Source organism: Amycolatopsis sp. NPDC041971 (genome assembly GCF_055588925.1).
Genome location: NZ_JBVJCE010000026.1, coordinates 1 through 14,141, shown reverse-complemented (window position 1 = coordinate 14,141; position 14,141 = coordinate 1). Strand labels below are relative to the sequence as shown.

Annotated in this window: 13 protein-coding genes; 6 read left to right on the top strand and 7 right to left on the bottom strand. The window is 68.4% G+C overall.

Features of this window, described 5'->3' with window-relative positions; all coding sequences use genetic code 11:
• Window position 1: 1 nt before the first annotated feature.
• From egtB to ACZ6DT_RS36830, 3 genes are all read right to left on the bottom strand, one after another.
• On the bottom strand, window positions 2-1,351 hold the full coding sequence (gene egtB, locus ACZ6DT_RS36840) for an ergothioneine biosynthesis protein EgtB (protein WP_465603889.1): 1,350 nt from the start codon (window positions 1,349-1,351) through the stop codon (window positions 2-4).
• Window positions 1,348-2,610 (bottom strand): glutamate-cysteine ligase family protein, encoded by a 1,263-nt coding sequence (locus ACZ6DT_RS36835; RefSeq protein ID WP_465603887.1) that lies wholly within the window; start codon window positions 2,608-2,610, stop codon window positions 1,348-1,350. The genes egtB and ACZ6DT_RS36835 overlap by 4 nt, the downstream gene beginning before the upstream one ends.
• Before the next feature lie 129 nt (window positions 2,611-2,739).
• On the bottom strand, window positions 2,740-3,663 hold the full coding sequence (locus ACZ6DT_RS36830) for a LysR family transcriptional regulator (protein ID WP_465603885.1): 924 nt from the start codon (window positions 3,661-3,663) through the stop codon (window positions 2,740-2,742).
• A gap of 162 nt (window positions 3,664-3,825) precedes the next feature.
• Here ACZ6DT_RS36830 and ACZ6DT_RS36825 point away from each other — a divergent pair, with 162 nt between their 5' ends.
• Window positions 3,826-5,016 (top strand): Glu/Leu/Phe/Val dehydrogenase dimerization domain-containing protein, encoded by a 1,191-nt coding sequence (locus tag ACZ6DT_RS36825; RefSeq protein ID WP_465603883.1) that lies wholly within the window; start codon window positions 3,826-3,828, stop codon window positions 5,014-5,016.
• A gap of 412 nt (window positions 5,017-5,428) precedes the next feature.
• Here the strand turns inward: ACZ6DT_RS36825 and ACZ6DT_RS36820 are convergent, their stop codons facing one another.
• Genes ACZ6DT_RS36820 through ACZ6DT_RS36805 form a run of 4 tightly spaced genes read right to left on the bottom strand, consistent with a single transcriptional unit; the run spans window position 5,429 to window position 8,576 of the window.
• Window positions 5,429-6,160, bottom strand: coding sequence for an ESX secretion-associated protein EspG (locus ACZ6DT_RS36820; protein ID WP_465604044.1), 732 nt, complete (start codon window positions 6,158-6,160; stop codon window positions 5,429-5,431).
• 24 nt (window positions 6,161-6,184) lie between these two features.
• The gene (locus ACZ6DT_RS36815; RefSeq protein ID WP_465603881.1) at window positions 6,185-7,552 is read right to left on the bottom strand and encodes a WXG100 family type VII secretion target; all 1,368 of its coding nucleotides are present in this window, start codon (window positions 7,550-7,552) and stop codon (window positions 6,185-6,187) included.
• On the bottom strand, window positions 7,549-8,175 hold the full coding sequence (locus tag ACZ6DT_RS36810; protein WP_465603879.1) for a DUF3558 domain-containing protein: 627 nt from the start codon (window positions 8,173-8,175) through the stop codon (window positions 7,549-7,551). Before ACZ6DT_RS36810 ends, ACZ6DT_RS36815 begins: the two co-directional genes overlap by 4 nt.
• Before the next feature lie 2 nt (window positions 8,176-8,177).
• Complete coding sequence (locus tag ACZ6DT_RS36805) at window positions 8,178-8,576, bottom strand: hypothetical protein (RefSeq protein ID WP_465603877.1); 399 nt, start codon at window positions 8,574-8,576, stop codon at window positions 8,178-8,180.
• 202 nt (window positions 8,577-8,778) lie between these two features.
• Between ACZ6DT_RS36805 and ACZ6DT_RS36800 the strand changes: the two genes are divergently transcribed.
• The 5 genes from ACZ6DT_RS36800 to ACZ6DT_RS36780 all read left to right on the top strand — a co-directional run bounded on the left by ACZ6DT_RS36800 (window position 8,779) and on the right by ACZ6DT_RS36780 (window position 13,607).
• On the top strand, window positions 8,779-9,375 hold the full coding sequence (locus tag ACZ6DT_RS36800; RefSeq protein ID WP_465603875.1) for a TetR/AcrR family transcriptional regulator: 597 nt from the start codon (window positions 8,779-8,781) through the stop codon (window positions 9,373-9,375).
• A gap of 157 nt (window positions 9,376-9,532) precedes the next feature.
• Window positions 9,533-10,879 (top strand): hemolysin family protein, encoded by a 1,347-nt coding sequence (locus tag ACZ6DT_RS36795; protein ID WP_465603873.1) that lies wholly within the window; start codon window positions 9,533-9,535, stop codon window positions 10,877-10,879.
• Window positions 10,876-11,919 (top strand): hemolysin family protein, encoded by a 1,044-nt coding sequence (locus tag ACZ6DT_RS36790; RefSeq protein ID WP_465603871.1) that lies wholly within the window; start codon window positions 10,876-10,878, stop codon window positions 11,917-11,919. The genes ACZ6DT_RS36795 and ACZ6DT_RS36790 overlap by 4 nt, the downstream gene beginning before the upstream one ends.
• Window positions 11,916-12,827 carry a 3-methyladenine DNA glycosylase gene (locus tag ACZ6DT_RS36785; protein WP_465603869.1) on the top strand — a complete coding sequence of 304 codons (912 nt, stop codon included), beginning with the start codon at window positions 11,916-11,918 and terminating at the stop codon, window positions 12,825-12,827. Before ACZ6DT_RS36790 ends, ACZ6DT_RS36785 begins: the two co-directional genes overlap by 4 nt.
• A gap of 93 nt (window positions 12,828-12,920) precedes the next feature.
• Window positions 12,921-13,607 carry a hypothetical protein gene (locus ACZ6DT_RS36780; RefSeq protein WP_465603867.1) on the top strand — a complete coding sequence of 229 codons (687 nt, stop codon included), beginning with the start codon at window positions 12,921-12,923 and terminating at the stop codon, window positions 13,605-13,607.
• Window positions 13,608-14,141 lie beyond the last annotated feature (534 nt).

The window sequence follows — 14,141 nt, the reverse complement described above, 5'->3', positions numbered from 1 at the left end:
CTCAGGCCACCTCGCTCGGCCGCGCGTCCCGGGCACAGCGGAACCCGGAGAAGATCTGCCGCCGGATCGGATGATCCCAGTTGCGGAACGTGCCGCGGATGGCCGCCGCGTCCGTGCCGAACGAGCCACCGCGCAGGATCCGGTAGTCCCCGCCGAAGAACACCTCCGAATACTCCTTGTACGGGAAGGCGGCGAATCCCGGATACGCCTCGAATCCGCTGCTGGTCCACTCCCAGACATCGCCGATCAACTGGTGCACGCCCAGCGGCGAGGCGCCCGCCGGATACGCGCCGACCTCCGCGGGCCGCAGGTGCCGCTGCCCGAGGTTGGCGTGGTCGGGGGTGGGTTCCTCGTCGCCCCAGGGGAACCGGCGCGACCGGCGGGTCGCCGGGTCGAACCGGGCGGCCTTCTCCCATTCCGGTTCCGTCGGCAGGCGCCGTCCGGCCCAGGCGGCGTACGCCTCGGCCTCGTGGAAGGAGACGTGGACGACGGGTTCCGCGGCGGGCACCTTCTCGTAGACGCCGAACCGCGACCGCCACCAGCCATCCTGTTCCCGCTTCCAGAAGCGCGGCGCGTCGATGCCGTGTTCGCTGCGGTACGCCCAGCCGCGTTCACTCCACCACTTCGGGTCTTCGTAACCCCCGGAGTCGAGGAACTCGGCGTACGCCCCGCAGGTGACCGGCGTCGTGTCGATGAAGAACGCCTCCACCGCGACCTCGTGCGCCGGACGTTCGTTGTCCAGCGCCCACGGCTCGGCGGAGGTGCCCATGGTGAAGACGCCGCCGGGTACGAACACCTCCGCGGGCAGCGGCCCGGACCGCGACGGCGGCGGTGCGGGCGCGTGCAGCACCGGATCACCCTTGCGGAGCTGATGCGTGGCCAGCATCGTTTCGTCGTGCTGCTGCTCGTGCTGGGTGATCATGCCGAAGGCGAAGGCGTCTTCGGTGAGCCGCCTGCCTTGCAGCGGAACGGTTTCCAGGATGTCGAAGGACTTCTCCCTGACTTGGCGGACGTACTTGCGGGCTTGCTCCGGGTCCAGCAGCGGCAGCGCCGGGCGATCCGCGCGGGCGTGCTGGAACGCGTCGTAGATGTCGTCGATGTCGGGCCGGAGCGCCTCGCGGCCGCCGACGTCGCGCACCAGCCAGAGTTCCTCCTGGCTGCCGATGTGCGCGAGGTCCCAGACCAGCGGCGACATCAGTTTCGAATGCTGGCGGACCAGGTCTTCGTCGTCGACGTCCGTCAACGCGACACTGCGCTCGCGAGCCCTGGTCAGCGCCTCGGCCGCGTGGGCCCGCAGGTCTTGCGGGCTCAGCGCGCGAAGCGGGTTGGTCTCGGTGCTTTCCACGCTCATGACTGGTGGCTCCTCGAACCGCGCACGAGGGCCTGCACGCCCTCGCTGATCTCAGTGATGGTCTCCGGTGGGAGACCGGTCATGCCGAGTTCGGCACAGCCGAGGTCCACCACCTCGCTCGCCACGGCGGCGATCGCCCCGTCGGCCAGGCCGAACCGGGCCGCGCGCTCCCATCGGCCCGTGACCGGTTCGCACAGTTCGAGCACTCTGTCCACTGTGGATGGCCGCGCGAGAAGTGCGGCCAGCAGCGCCACCGGATGCAGCCACTTGGCGGCGGGCTGGGCGTCCAGGTAGCGGATCTCCAGATACCCCTGTGGACGGACGGGAGTGAAGAAGGTCGTCAGGTGATAGGCCAGGTCGTCCTCGGTCGGCTTGCCGAGCCGTGCCCCCTCGCCCCGTCCGTCGATCCAGTCGGCGAAGGTCAGGGAATCGGGCGCGTCCCAGCGGCCGTCGCGGCCGGGAAGGACCATCAGCGGGGTGTCCAGGATCCTGCGTGCCCACTCCCCTGCCGGATCCAGGGTCGGTTCCGCCGACCGGGTGCGGACGTTCTCCGTTTCCATCACGGCCAGCCAGCGCGCGGACGCGTGGCCGGTGTCGCGTCCGGCGTGGACCCGGGAGTTGGCGAACGTGGCCAGCAGGGGCGGGCCCAGCGCGTGGACGGCGGCCCAGCGGCCGGCCAGATCGCCCGCTTCACCGGTGTCCACGCAGACCTGCAGGCCGGCGGTGCTGCACATCATCGTGGCGCCCCCGGTGCCCATGGGGGCGAAGCGGCGTTCCATCGCGGCGTAGCGCGGTGTGCCCAGTTTGCGGACAGGGGCGCGATGCTTGTCTATCCCGGAATCACCCAGATACAGGCCTCGGGCGGCGAGAAGATTTTCGAGGTGGGCCAGATCGGCCGAGACGACGGCGTCCAGTTGGCGCAGCGTGGTCTGTGGTTGAGCGGAGATCTCCACCTGACATCCGGGCTCGAGGCTCAGCGGCGAACCTGCCGGAAGCGGGAGGGCGGGGCTGTCGGGGCGCAGTGTCCGCGGGGTGTGCGGGCCGAGCGCGGTGGCGAGATCGTCGGGGTCGAGAGGCCGGGTGGGCTCGTCGGCGTAGTGCACGGTGAATTCCAGCTCTACGCCGAGAAGTCTCGGTGGCCCGTGCTTGAAGCACACGCAAGCCACATACGCCTCGCCCTCGGCGCGGTCCGAGAGGACCTTCGCCGTCGCGTTCGACGCGCTCCCGGACTTCTCGGGGAAATCATGAACAGTAGTCATCTTTCCGCCGTCCAGTCGGTTGTCCGATCAGTGAAAACCTCGACTTCGGACGCTACACGCGGGGTCCGACAAATTCAGGTCGGTTCTCGCCGGGCAGGATCGGCGGACCACCACTCAGGACGGGACGAATCAGGGCAAAGCGGGCTCGGTGCCCAGGCCCAGCGACGCGGCCGCGTCGCGGACCGCCCCGATCACCAGCTGCAAGGCCGGTCGCCGCGACGACGTCGTCCGGTAGGCGATCGAAACCGTCCGGAGCAACGGTGTGGTCAACGCGACCACGTCGATCCCCGGCGGCCGGAGGCCGAGCCCGAGATCCGAAACGAGGGTCACCCCGAGCCCGGCGCGGACCATCGCCATCGCCGTGGCCTGTTCTTCGACCTCGTGGTTGATCTTGGGTTCGAACCCGTGTCGATGGCAGGCGGTACGCACGGCACGGCCGAAGTGGCTCTTCGGGCTGGCGAGGATCCACGGGTGTTCGGCCAGTTCGAGCAGGGACGCGCTGCCCGTGGGAACGGCGCCGGCGGGCACCGCGGCGTGCAGCCGTTCGACCGCGATCACCGCGCGCTCCAGTCCCGCGTCCCAGGGCATCGGCGCGTCGGAGTAGTCGATCACGAACGACAGGTCCAGCTCACCGTCCCGGACCGCGTCGGCGGTGTCCTCGGGCGCCAGCTCGCGGGTCCGGACCTGGATCCCCGGATGCTCGCCCGCGAGCGCGGTCAGCGCGTGCGGCAGCAGCCCCGAAGCGACCGACGCCCACACCCCGGCCATGAGCCGGACCGAAACGGTCTCCTGTGCCTCTTCCAGCGCCAGCGTCGCCCGCTCGACCGAACCCAGGATCTCCTCGGCGTGCTCGGTGAGCAACAGCCCCAGTTCCGTCAGCTGCACCCGTCTGCCGAACCGTTCGAACAGCTTCGCGCCCACGTCCCGCTCCAGCTGCGCCAACTGCTGCGACACCGCCGAAGCGGTGTAATGCAGCGAAGCAGCGGCCGCCGTGACGGTGCCGCGCCTGCTCAGCTCGCGGAGCATCCGCAAGCGGTGCAACGAAAGCTCCATGAGCCCAACGTAATCGGGTGCGATCGCGGACGCCGGATGACGCGTTACACCAGTTTCTCTGCACATCATCGTTCAGATTCGGTAAATGGACGCCCGTGCCCGGCAGGGCGCACCCTCGGAAGTGGCGCAGGACGATCCCGAAATCCCGAAGGAGGTGGCCGCATGGCCGCGAGGAACGCCGAACCGCTGATGAGGCTGATCTGGACCGACCCCGTCACCGATGCCACCGGCTACCTCGTAGTCCACACCCTGGTCTCCGGTATCGCGACCGGCGGGACCCGGATGCGCGCGGGTTGCACGATGTCCGAGGTCGAGGACCTGGCGAGGGGGATGGCGAACAAGACCGCGACCTTCGGCCTGCCGGTGGGCGGGGCCAAGGGCGGCATCGACTTCGATCCGAAGGACGAACGCGCTTTCGGTGTGCTGGAACGATTTTGCTCGTTCCTGCGGCCGTGGATCGACAACCACTGGGTGACCGCCGAGGATCTCGGCGTGCCGCAGCACCTGATCGACGCGGTGTTCGCGAAACTGGGGCTGGAGCAGTCGTACCACGCCGCGATCCGTCGTTCGGCCGATCCGGCGCATACCCTTCGCCGCGTTCAGGCCGGGTTGAACACCCCGGTCCCCGGCGGGCTCCTGCTCGGCGACGTGATCGGCGGCTACGGCGTCGCACAGGCTTGCCTGGGGGTCGCAGACGCGTGGGAGTGGCCGGTCGGGAAGACCACGGTCGCCGTCCAGGGCATCGGCACGATGGGCGGCGGCGCGGCCTGGTACCTGCACGAAGCCGGCATGACCGTCGTCGCGGTCGCCGACGCCGCCGGGACGCTGTACCGGCCCGAAGGCCTCGACATCCCCGCACTGCTGGAGCTGCGTGACTCCTACGGCGAGATCGACCGCGACCGGCTCCCCGCCGACGTCCAGCTGCTCCCCCGCGACGAGATCGTGTCGACGGAGGCCGACATCTTCGTCCCGGCGGCGATCTCCTACGCCCTGCGCGCCGGGAACCAGGGCCTGGTCAAGGCGAAGGTCGTCATCGAGGCGGCCAACGCGGCGACCACACCCGACGCCGAAGCCGGCCTCGCGACCCGTGGCGTCCCGGTGATCCCGGACTTCGTCGCCAACGCCGGCGCGGCCGCGTGGGCCTGGTGGCTGCTGCTCGGCGAGGTCGGCGCCGATCCCGCCGATTCGTTCCTGCGGCTGCGGACCGAGATGCGGGCGAAGGTGGCGCTGCTGCTGAGTTCCTGGAACCTCGACCGGATCGCCCCGCGCACCACCGGCCTGCGGCTCGCCGAAACCACCCGTTCGGCCGCCGCCGTCAGGTCAGAAGCCGCCCCCGCCCTGGTGATTCCCTGACAATGCGCGTGGCTTAGGAGGCGAAGCGGTCCGTCGCGCCGATGAGGACTTCGCGCACCGGCTCGTCCTGGATGCTGTGGCCGACCTCGTCGATGATCACCAGTTCGCTGCCGGGCCACGCGTGTGCCAGTTCTCACGGGGTGCCGATGAGGTTGCCGAGGTCGAGGCTTCCTTCGGCGAGCACGGCCGGGATACGGGGCAGTTTCCCGGCTCCCACAGGACCACGCTTTCGTCCAAAAAGGACCCCTGGCTCCAGTAGTGCGTGACAAGTTTGGCGAAGGCGAGCCGGAACTCCGGCTTCTCGAAGCTCTCGACGGCGGCGGAGTCGGGATGATCGCGTTCTTCAAGTACATGAAGGCCCCCTTCCTTGCGCCAGACGCAAAGAAGGGGGCCTTCATGTACTTGCCTGTAGCTAGCCGGGCAGGGTCCCGGAGACGTGCCGGAGCGCGTCGGCCAGCTCCGGCGGACCGGCCGGTCCGATGTGGACCACCGCGTCCTTGCCGCGCCCGGTCGTGTAACTGAGGTACCGGCCCCAGTCGGTGTCGGCGAAGTGGAGCGGATCCTCGACCGCCACATGCCTGCCGACTTCGTCCCGCTTGCCGACGTAAAGCTCGCCGCTCCCCTCGACCGGCCGCTGCACGAGGCTCACGATGTCCGCGATCACCGGCGGCAGCGAATGCGTGTCCGGACCGCGCCGGGCCGCCTCCTCGAGCTCGTACGCGCGGACCGTGCGAAGCCTGCCACCGCCCGCGGGAACGGGCGGCAACTGCTCGATCAGCGTTTCGGGCAGCCGCCGGCGGTCGATCTCCTGGAGTCCGACCCAGTCCCCGGACGCCACCGCCAGCACAGCTTGCAGTCCCAGCGAGGCGGCGAGAACGCCGTAGGTCTCGCCGCCGGTGTTCACCCAGCCGTAGTACTCGATGGCCGGTTTCGTGAGCACCGGAAGCCAGTCCAGGAAGTCGACCGACGCGCGGCCGCTCGAATCCAGCAACCCGGCCTGCGCCAACGCCGCTTGCACTCGCTTGTCCGCCTCCGCGCGGGCCGTCCTGGACAGCCAGCGCGGCTCGGGGCGCAGCGTGATGTGCAGGTCGCCGACACGTTCGCGTTCGGCGAGCACCGCCAAGGCTTCGACCGGGACGTCCACCCGGCCTGTTCTGACGGTCATCCGCTACTCGCCGATGACCGGCGGACTGGTCCGCTGGTCGGTGCCGAAGATCGCGTCGGGGTCGGCCTCGATCAGGTAATCGGGACGCTGGTGCTCGTCGTCCTCGTCACCATCGGCACGCCTGCCGCCTGCCCCCATCGGGCCCATCTGACCGGCGCCACCGCGGCCGGCGCCACCACGACCACCGGCCACGTCGGCACCACCCACGCCGCCGAGCCCGCCCATGCCGGAGCCCCTGCCCGCGCCCGGTCCGCCGGAACCCGGTCCGCCGGAACCCGGTCCGCCCGGTCCACCAGGACCACCCGCGCGGCCACCGGTGCCACCCTCGCCACCGAGGAGTCTGCCCGCCGCGCTGTTGGGTCCGGGAACGTTGCGTCCGCTGCCGCCCCCGGGCGGATTCTGCCCGGTGCCACCGGGGTTGTAGTTCTGGCCCGGCCCGTTCGGCAGACCGATGACGTTGTCCGAGTCACCGGGTCCGCGTCCGGGGTTCCTGCCCGGGATCTCGGGGGGCTGCCCGGGCTTGCCCCGGCCACCGCCGGTCGGGCGCGTGGTGTCGTCGTCCCCGGTACCCGGCTTTCGTGTCGGCGTCGTGATGTTGGTGTCGCCGCCGGGCTTGTCCCTCGGGTTCACCGGACGGTCCTCATGGGCGCCCGGCTTGGTCTGGTTCTGGTCGGTACCCGGCTTGTGCTGGTTCTGGTTGGTGCCGTTGTCGTCCGTGCCGCTGGTGTCGGTGCCGTCGTTGTCGTCCCCGTTGCCGTTCCTGCCCGGCTTCACCGGGATGACCGGCGGCGGCTTGATCGGCGGCGGACCGTCATCGACCTTGACACTGACGTTCGCACCATCGTTCTTCAGCACGCCGTAGTCGGTCGGCAGGCTGGAGCTCGTGCTGCTGGTGACCGAGTCGTACTGGTCCATCACGCGGACGTTGTTCTGGTTCGCCGCCTCGTGCTTCGCGACGCCCTCTTGGTAGTTCTGGATATCGTTGTTGACCATGAACGGTCCGGCGATCGGGATCGCGCCCTTGAGGCCGGTGGTCCAGGGGTTGGGCTTGTCCGGCTTGGGGGGCACCGGGACGACGGACGACCCGGAGTCGTCGAAGCTGTCGGCCTGCGTCGTCACCGAATCCCTGGTCTGGAACAGCGGGTCCGCGGTCTCCTTGAAGGCCTGCTCGAGCGGGCCCGCACCGGCGTTGGCCGCGTCGGCGGCGGACCCGGTCCAGGAGGACGCCATTCGCGACTGCAGCGACTTGATGGCCATACCGCGTTCGACATAGGCGTCCGAGAGTTCGGCGATCCGATCGGCCGCGGAGCGCAGATTACGCGTGTCTCCCTGCGTGAAGTTCTCGTAGATCTGTTTCCCGTCCACCCTCATGCCCCCTTGAGTGTCTTGATCAAGGCCGACGCGACCTTCTGCGCGGTCCCACAGGAATCCTGTTCGTTTTCGTAGCCCTCGGCTTGCGCGCTGATCGCCAGGTCGTCGGCGACGCCGACCGAAAGGTCGCAGTTGCCCCGCGCTCGCCGGTCCTGTAGCCCGTAATAGACGGTCGGATAGCCGTCGACGTCGGGGCCGGGCTCCAGAAACTTCAGTTGCCCGGCTTCCTTGGCCTTATGCAGTCCGGCCAGCCCGCCCGTGCCTTTTTCGCGGTTGCCGCTGCCGAGGATGATTTGCAGGCTGTCGGCCTTCCCGCGGATTCCCCAGCTGCAAGCCGGGTTACTGGTGTCGTTCTTCGGTTCTCCGGGCTCGGTGAACCCCAGTTCCGCAGCCGCGGCAGCCGGGAGCAGCTTGCACGCGTCCCCGACGTACGCCGAAGCGTCCAGCGGATCCGCCACCTTCGGGACGTTCGGATTTCCCGGCGTGTCCGACGAAGCCGACGACGACCCCGGTCCCGGGGTCGGGCTCGGCGTACCGGAGGTCTCCCCCGTGCACCCTGCGACCGCGACGGAAACGAACAAGAGCGCCACCGCGGCGGCACGATTTCTCAACACGTTCGGCATCCTCAGGTCGTACGCAGGGTGTTGGCCTGGTCGGTGGCCATCGTCTTCGTGCGAGCGAGCTCGAGTTTCTCGATGTACCCCTCGATGTACGCCTTCATCGAGTCGTTCTGGTTCTGCAGGGATATCAAGGAGGTGATGCCGGAATCGACATAGCTCGAGCTTGCTTCGTCGCGCCCCGGCGGCATCAGGTCCTCCCCGATACGACGGATCTCGTCGCCGTCATCGACGACCTTCTTCAGCTCGTCCTGCCACAACCCGATGACGGTCTTCAACTCTTCCGGGCTCATCTCGAACCCGCCGCCACCGCCGCCTCCACCGCCGTAAACGGTCGGTTCCTTCGGCGTGATCAGGTCACCCCAGACGGCCTTGATCGCGCTCGCGGCGTCGCTGATGATGTCCACGCCCGCACCTTCCCCTCAGCATTCACGCACCGTGACGGACAAAGCGTAGCCAAGCGGCGGACGGCGTGTCAGCCGATCCGGCCGAGTAGTCGGACGTGTCGTGAAACCGTCCGGTTCCCCGACCGGCCGAACATCCCGCGAACTGGTCACAGTACGTACGTACGGATTGCATTAACCGGGGAGTCGGTGTCAGGATTCCAGGATGCCACGGGTCAGCCAGGATCACCTCGACGCACGCCGGCGCCAGATCCTCGACGGCTCCCGCGTGTGCTTCGCGCGTTATGGCTACGAGGGTGCCACGGTCAGGCGGTTGGAAGAAGCCACCGGCCTTTCCCGCGGTGCGATCTTCCACCATTTCCGCGACAAGGAGTCCCTCTTCCTCGCCTTGGCCGAGGACGACGCGGTCCGCATGGCCGACGTCGTCGCCGAGCAGGGGCTCGTCCAGGTGATGCGGGAGCTGCTGTCGAACCGCAGCGAGCACCCCGCCGACTGGCTCGGCACGCGGCTGGAGGTCTCCCGGCGGCTGCGGACCGACCCCGAGTTCCGCGCCCGCTGGGCAGAGCGGTCCCATCAGCTGACCGCCGCGACCCGCCGCCGTCTGCTGCGCCAGCGCGACGCCGGGATTCTGCGCGACGACGTCGACGTCGACGTCCTGACCGCGTATCTCGAGCTCGTCCTCGAGGGACTCGTCTCGCACCTCGCGATGGGCCAGCCGGGGGACGATCTCGGGCCGGTGCTCGACCTGGTCGAAGAGAGCGTGCGGCGGCACCGCGCTCACGCGGCCGGGGGAACGCGTTAAGATTGTCCTATCGCCGCAGTACAGCGGTGGTATTCGTTGATTTCGATCGAGGAGTGACTCTTTTCGTGCGCGACGCGCAGTCACCTGGTGACAGTATCGAGCCGGGTGGCACACCCGGCTGTTCCGCGGACCTTCCCGCCGACCCCGCCGGCAGGAAATGATGGAAGTCCTGCTCGCCGTTCTCGGCATTCTCCTGTTCCTCCTGCTGACCGTCGGCACCGGCCTCGCCGTCGCCGCCGAGTTCTCCCTCACCGCGCTCGAGCGCAGCACGGTCGACGCGAACGTCCGCCAGGTCGGCGACCGGCGCGCGCATACCGTGCAGAAGGCGCACCGCACACTCTCGTTCCAGCTCTCCGGCGCGCAGGTGGCGATCACCATCACCACCCTGATCACCGGCTATCTCGCGGAACCGGTGATCGGCGACCTGCTGCACCCGCTGTTCACCGCCATCGGGTTCTCCGAGGGTGTGGCGAACGGCGTATCGCTGGCGGTCGCGCTGATCCTGGCGACGTCGCTGTCGATGATCCTCGGCGAAATGATGCCGAAGAATCTCGCGATCGCCCGGCCGCTGCAGACCGCGCGGGCCGTCGCGGGGTACCACTCGCGGTTCTCGTCGCTGTTCCGCTGGCTCATCACGCTGATGAACAACAGCGCCAACTTCCTCGTCCGCAAGTTCGGCGTCGAACCGCAGGAGGAACTGCGTTCGGCTCGTTCGCCGCAGGAACTGGGCTCGATCGTGCGCTCCAGCGCGGAAAGCGGCACACTCGACACGTCGACCGCCGAACTGCTGGACAAGTCGCTGCGCTTCGGCGAGCGGACGGCCGACGAGCTGATGACCCCGCGCGTGCAGCTCGAATCGCTGACCGTGGACGACACGATCTCCGACCTCATCGAGATCTCGAGCCGCACCGGCTTTTCGCGTTTCCCGGTCTACACCGAGGATCTCGACGACGTGCAGGGCGCGGTGCACATCAAGCAGGCGTTCACCGTCCCGGCCGCCCAGCGCGCCACGGTGCGGATCGGTTCGGTCATGCGGCCGATCCCGACGGTGCCCGAATCGCTGCCGGGCGACTCGCTGCTCAACCGGCTGCGTGATTCCCGGTTCCAGCTCGCGATCGTCGTCGACGAATACGGCGGCACCGCGGGGCTGGTGACACTGGAGGACGTCGTCGAGGAGATCATCGGTGACGTCCGAGACGAGCACGACGAGCGTGAAGCACCGTCTTCCCAGCAGGTCGGCACCGACAACTGGCTCGTTTCGGGACAGCTTCGCGCCGACGAGGTCACCGACGAGACCGGATTCCGGATGCCCGACGGCGACTACGAGACCATCGCCGGGCTCATCCTCGAGCGGCTCGGCCGGATCCCCTCCCCCGGCGACGCCACCGATCTCGACGCCTGGCGGCTCACGGTGACCAAAATGGACCGTCTCCGCATCGCCGAGGTCGAAGTCCGCCGGGTCAGCGAGACCGCGACCTCCGCCGAGCAGGAGCCCGCCCGATGAGCGACTGGTTCAACATCTTCCTCGTCGTGGTCCTGCTGCTGGCCAACGCGTTCTTCGTCGGTGCCGAATTCGCGCTGATCTCTTCGCGGCGCGACCGACTGGAAGCGTTGCTGGAGCAAGGAAAGACCCGCGCGCGGATCGTCATCAACGCGAGCAAGAACGTCTCGCTGATGCTCGCGGGCGCGCAGCTCGGCATCACGATCTGCTCTCTGCTGCTGGGGCGGCTCGGTGAACCGGCCATCGCACACCAACTGGCCGGGTTCTTCGAACTGTTCGGGATTCCGGAGATGCTGCTGCACCCGATCTCGTTCGCGATCGCGCTGGCGTTCATCACCGTCCTGCACGTCCTCGTCGGTGAGATGGTGCCGAAGAACCTCGCGATCGCCGAGCCCGAACGGCTGGCGCTGTGGCTGGTCCCGGTCCACGTGGCCTGGGTGAAGCTCGCCAACCCGTTCATCTGGCTGCTGAACTTCGTGGCGAACTCGCTGCTGCGGTTGTTCAAGGTCGAACCGAAGGACGAGCTCGAAACCGCATACACCTCCGACGAACTCGCCGAACTGCTCAGCGAGTCGCGGCGCGAAGGGCTGTTGGAGCACTCCGAGCACCAGCGGCTGAGCAAGACGCTGTCTTCGGTGGAGAAGACGGTGGCCGACGTCCTGGTCCCGACGGCGCAACTGACCACGCTGCCCTGCTCGCCCACGCTGGGCGACGTCGAGCGCGCGGTGTCCTCGACCGGGTTCTCCCGCTTCCCGGTGTGCACCGACGACGGGACGCTGACCGGCTACATCCACGTCAAGGACATCCTCGACCTCGTGGGCGAGGATCCGAGCACCGTGGTGCCGTCGGACAAGACACGGGCGCTGACCGAACTGCACGCCGACGCCCGGCTGGACGACGCGCTGTCGGCGATGCGCAAGGAAGGCAGTCACCTCGCGCGGGCGCTGAGCGCGGCGGGGACCGCCGTGGGCGTGGTCACGCTGGAGGACCTCGTCGAGGAATACGTGGGGACTGTCCGCGACGGTACCCACGTCAGGTCATGACCGGTCCGATCGTTCTTCCCGAGCCCGTCTGGCGGGCTCGGGAGGACGACCACGTGACGCGGATGCGGCGCTGGACGACACCGCACCAGCGCCGCCGCTCGCGGGGCGAAAAGCATCCGGTGCTCGACTTCCTCTTCACCTACTACTCGCACCGGGCCGGGCATCTCGAACGCTGGCAGCCGGGCGCGGGCGTCCTGCTCGAAGGCGCGTCCGCGCGCCGGTTCCTGGAGCGCAAGGGCTACCTGGAGACGCCGAGCGGAGTCATGCTCGATCCGGCGGGCTTCACCGAGGGCCGGGCCAGGACGGCCGAATTCGTCCTCGGGCTGCTTTCCGCGACCGCGTCCCGCTCGCCGAGACTCAGTTGTTTCGGGCTTCACGAATGGGCGATGGTTTACCGGGAATCGGCGGATGAGGTTCGTCACTCACAACTTCCGCTCCGGCTGGGTTCCGCCGGAACGGACGGCGTCGTCGAGTCACTGGAGATCCGGTGCGGACATTTCGACGCTTTTCGGTTCTTCACCGAACCCGCCCGGCCGCGCAACACGCTGCGGCCGGAGCGGGAGAACCAGCTCGAGTTCGAGCAGCCGGGCTGCCTGCACGCCAATATGGACCTCTTCAAGTGGGGGTACAAACTCGACCCGTTCGTGCCCGCCGAACTGGTCGGGGACTGCTTCGAACTGGCGGCGGACATCCGGGAGCTGGACATGCGGGCCAGCCCCTACGATCTGGCGTCGTTCGGGTACTCGCCCGTCCGGATCGAGACTCCGGAAGGCCGGGCCGAGTACGCCCGCGCGCAGGCCGGTTTCGCCCGCCGGGCCGCGCCGCTGCGTGAGCACCTGATAGCGCATTGCCAACGGCTCCTGACCGAGTTAAAGACGGCGCCTGCGACACGCGGAAAACAACTGTGAGTTGCCGCATTCCCAGTAACATCCTCCCCTGTTAGAGTGATAACGGTTTGATTGCATACGCAGCGCGAGCGCGCACGTTTCGAAAGGACAACGATGGGGCGACACAGCGTGGCCGAAGAGCCGGTGCCGCATCCCCTCGACCCACCGAAGCGGCCTCAGGGTCGCGGTGAGGCGACCGGTTCGCACCGGATCGTCGGGAAGAAGGCCCCGCGGCGACGGATCGCCAAGTGGCCCATCGCCTGCCTGGTCCTTCTGGTTCTGGTCGCGATCGGCGTCTTCGGCTGGAACTGGGCGGACGGGGAGCTCAACACCCGCGCCGAAGCCCAGGCCAAGGCCTGCAGCGCCGGCGACACCCCGATGCGGGTCATCGTCACCCCCAGCATCGAAAAGCCGGTCCGGGCGGCGGCCGAGCGGTGGAACAACGCCGCGACCGTGGTCCGCGATCACTGCGTGGTCATCCAGATCGACGCGCTGTCCTCCGCGTCCGTGCTCGACGGCCTCGTCGGACGGACGAACCTGGACTCCATCGGCGGTCTCCCCGCCGCCTGGATCCCCGAGTCCTCCTACTGGGTGACCGAGCTGAACACCGCCAAACCCGAACTGGTCGGCTCGCCCGCCCAGTCGGTCGCGACGGCGCGTTCGGCCGACTACCCGCTCGTCGGGCTCGCCGGGAAGAACATCGACGAGGTCCAGATGCGCGCCTCGCAGACGTTTCGTCAGTTCCTGCAGCAGCCCGCCCAGCAGGCCGATTTCGCCGCCGCGGGTATCAAGGCCACTTGAGCCTCGGATTTACGGAAAGGCCCCTTCGCCGCTCGGCAAGGGGCCTTTTCCGTACCTGGAGTGTGGCCGCGCGCGAAAACCCCCTGCTATAGGGTCCGGCAAAGGTGGCGTGTCCGTGAAAGCCTCCTTCCCTACGCTCAGGGTCAGGGCCCCGGCAAAGTCGCATATCCGCTGATCGGTGGGGCTCATGGTGATGCGAACCGGCATCGTCGACTGTCCGCAGGGGGCAGCCCGCAGGGGCGTGAGTGGCGATTCGGCTGACTCGAGGGATGAGTCGGACCTTGAATGTCCACAAAGGACGCTATCTGACGACTACGTGTCCATTTTATGCGTATATACGGTTTTTGACTGGCGTCGTGAGTGATCAGGAGGGTTCTATCGAGGGACAAGGCAAACGTGGCTTTCGCGACACGGGGCCGGCTGCCAATGGTCCACCACTGGAGGCCGGGCGTCACAGCCGTCCCAGTGTCACCAGGGATCACGCCCGAGGGTAGCGAAAGGCCCCTTCGCTACCCTCAAGGTCAGGGTTCCGGC

Bases quoted from the DNA above. Each gene is read 5' to 3' on its own strand.
- ACZ6DT_RS36785 (WP_465603869.1), top strand. From the start codon at position 11,916: ATGACCGGTCCGATCGTTCTTCCCGAGCCCGTCTGGCGGGCTCGGGAG.
- ACZ6DT_RS36825 (WP_465603883.1), top strand. From the start codon at position 3,826: ATGGCCGCGAGGAACGCCGAACCGCTGATGAGGCTGATCTGGACCGAC.
- ACZ6DT_RS36800 (WP_465603875.1), top strand. From the start codon at position 8,779: ATGCCACGGGTCAGCCAGGATCACCTCGACGCACGCCGGCGCCAGATC.
- ACZ6DT_RS36815 (WP_465603881.1), bottom strand. From the start codon at position 7,552: ATGAGGGTGGACGGGAAACAGATCTACGAGAACTTCACGCAGGGAGAC.
- ACZ6DT_RS36835 (WP_465603887.1), bottom strand. From the start codon at position 2,610: ATGACTACTGTTCATGATTTCCCCGAGAAGTCCGGGAGCGCGTCGAAC.
- ACZ6DT_RS36830 (WP_465603885.1), bottom strand. From the start codon at position 3,663: ATGGAGCTTTCGTTGCACCGCTTGCGGATGCTCCGCGAGCTGAGCAGG.
- ACZ6DT_RS36795 (WP_465603873.1), top strand. From the start codon at position 9,533: ATGATGGAAGTCCTGCTCGCCGTTCTCGGCATTCTCCTGTTCCTCCTG.
- ACZ6DT_RS36780 (WP_465603867.1), top strand. From the start codon at position 12,921: ATGGGGCGACACAGCGTGGCCGAAGAGCCGGTGCCGCATCCCCTCGAC.
- ACZ6DT_RS36810 (WP_465603879.1), bottom strand. From the start codon at position 8,175: ATGCCGAACGTGTTGAGAAATCGTGCCGCCGCGGTGGCGCTCTTGTTC.
- ACZ6DT_RS36790 (WP_465603871.1), top strand. From the start codon at position 10,876: ATGAGCGACTGGTTCAACATCTTCCTCGTCGTGGTCCTGCTGCTGGCC.
- egtB (WP_465603889.1), bottom strand. From the start codon at position 1,351: ATGAGCGTGGAAAGCACCGAGACCAACCCGCTTCGCGCGCTGAGCCCG.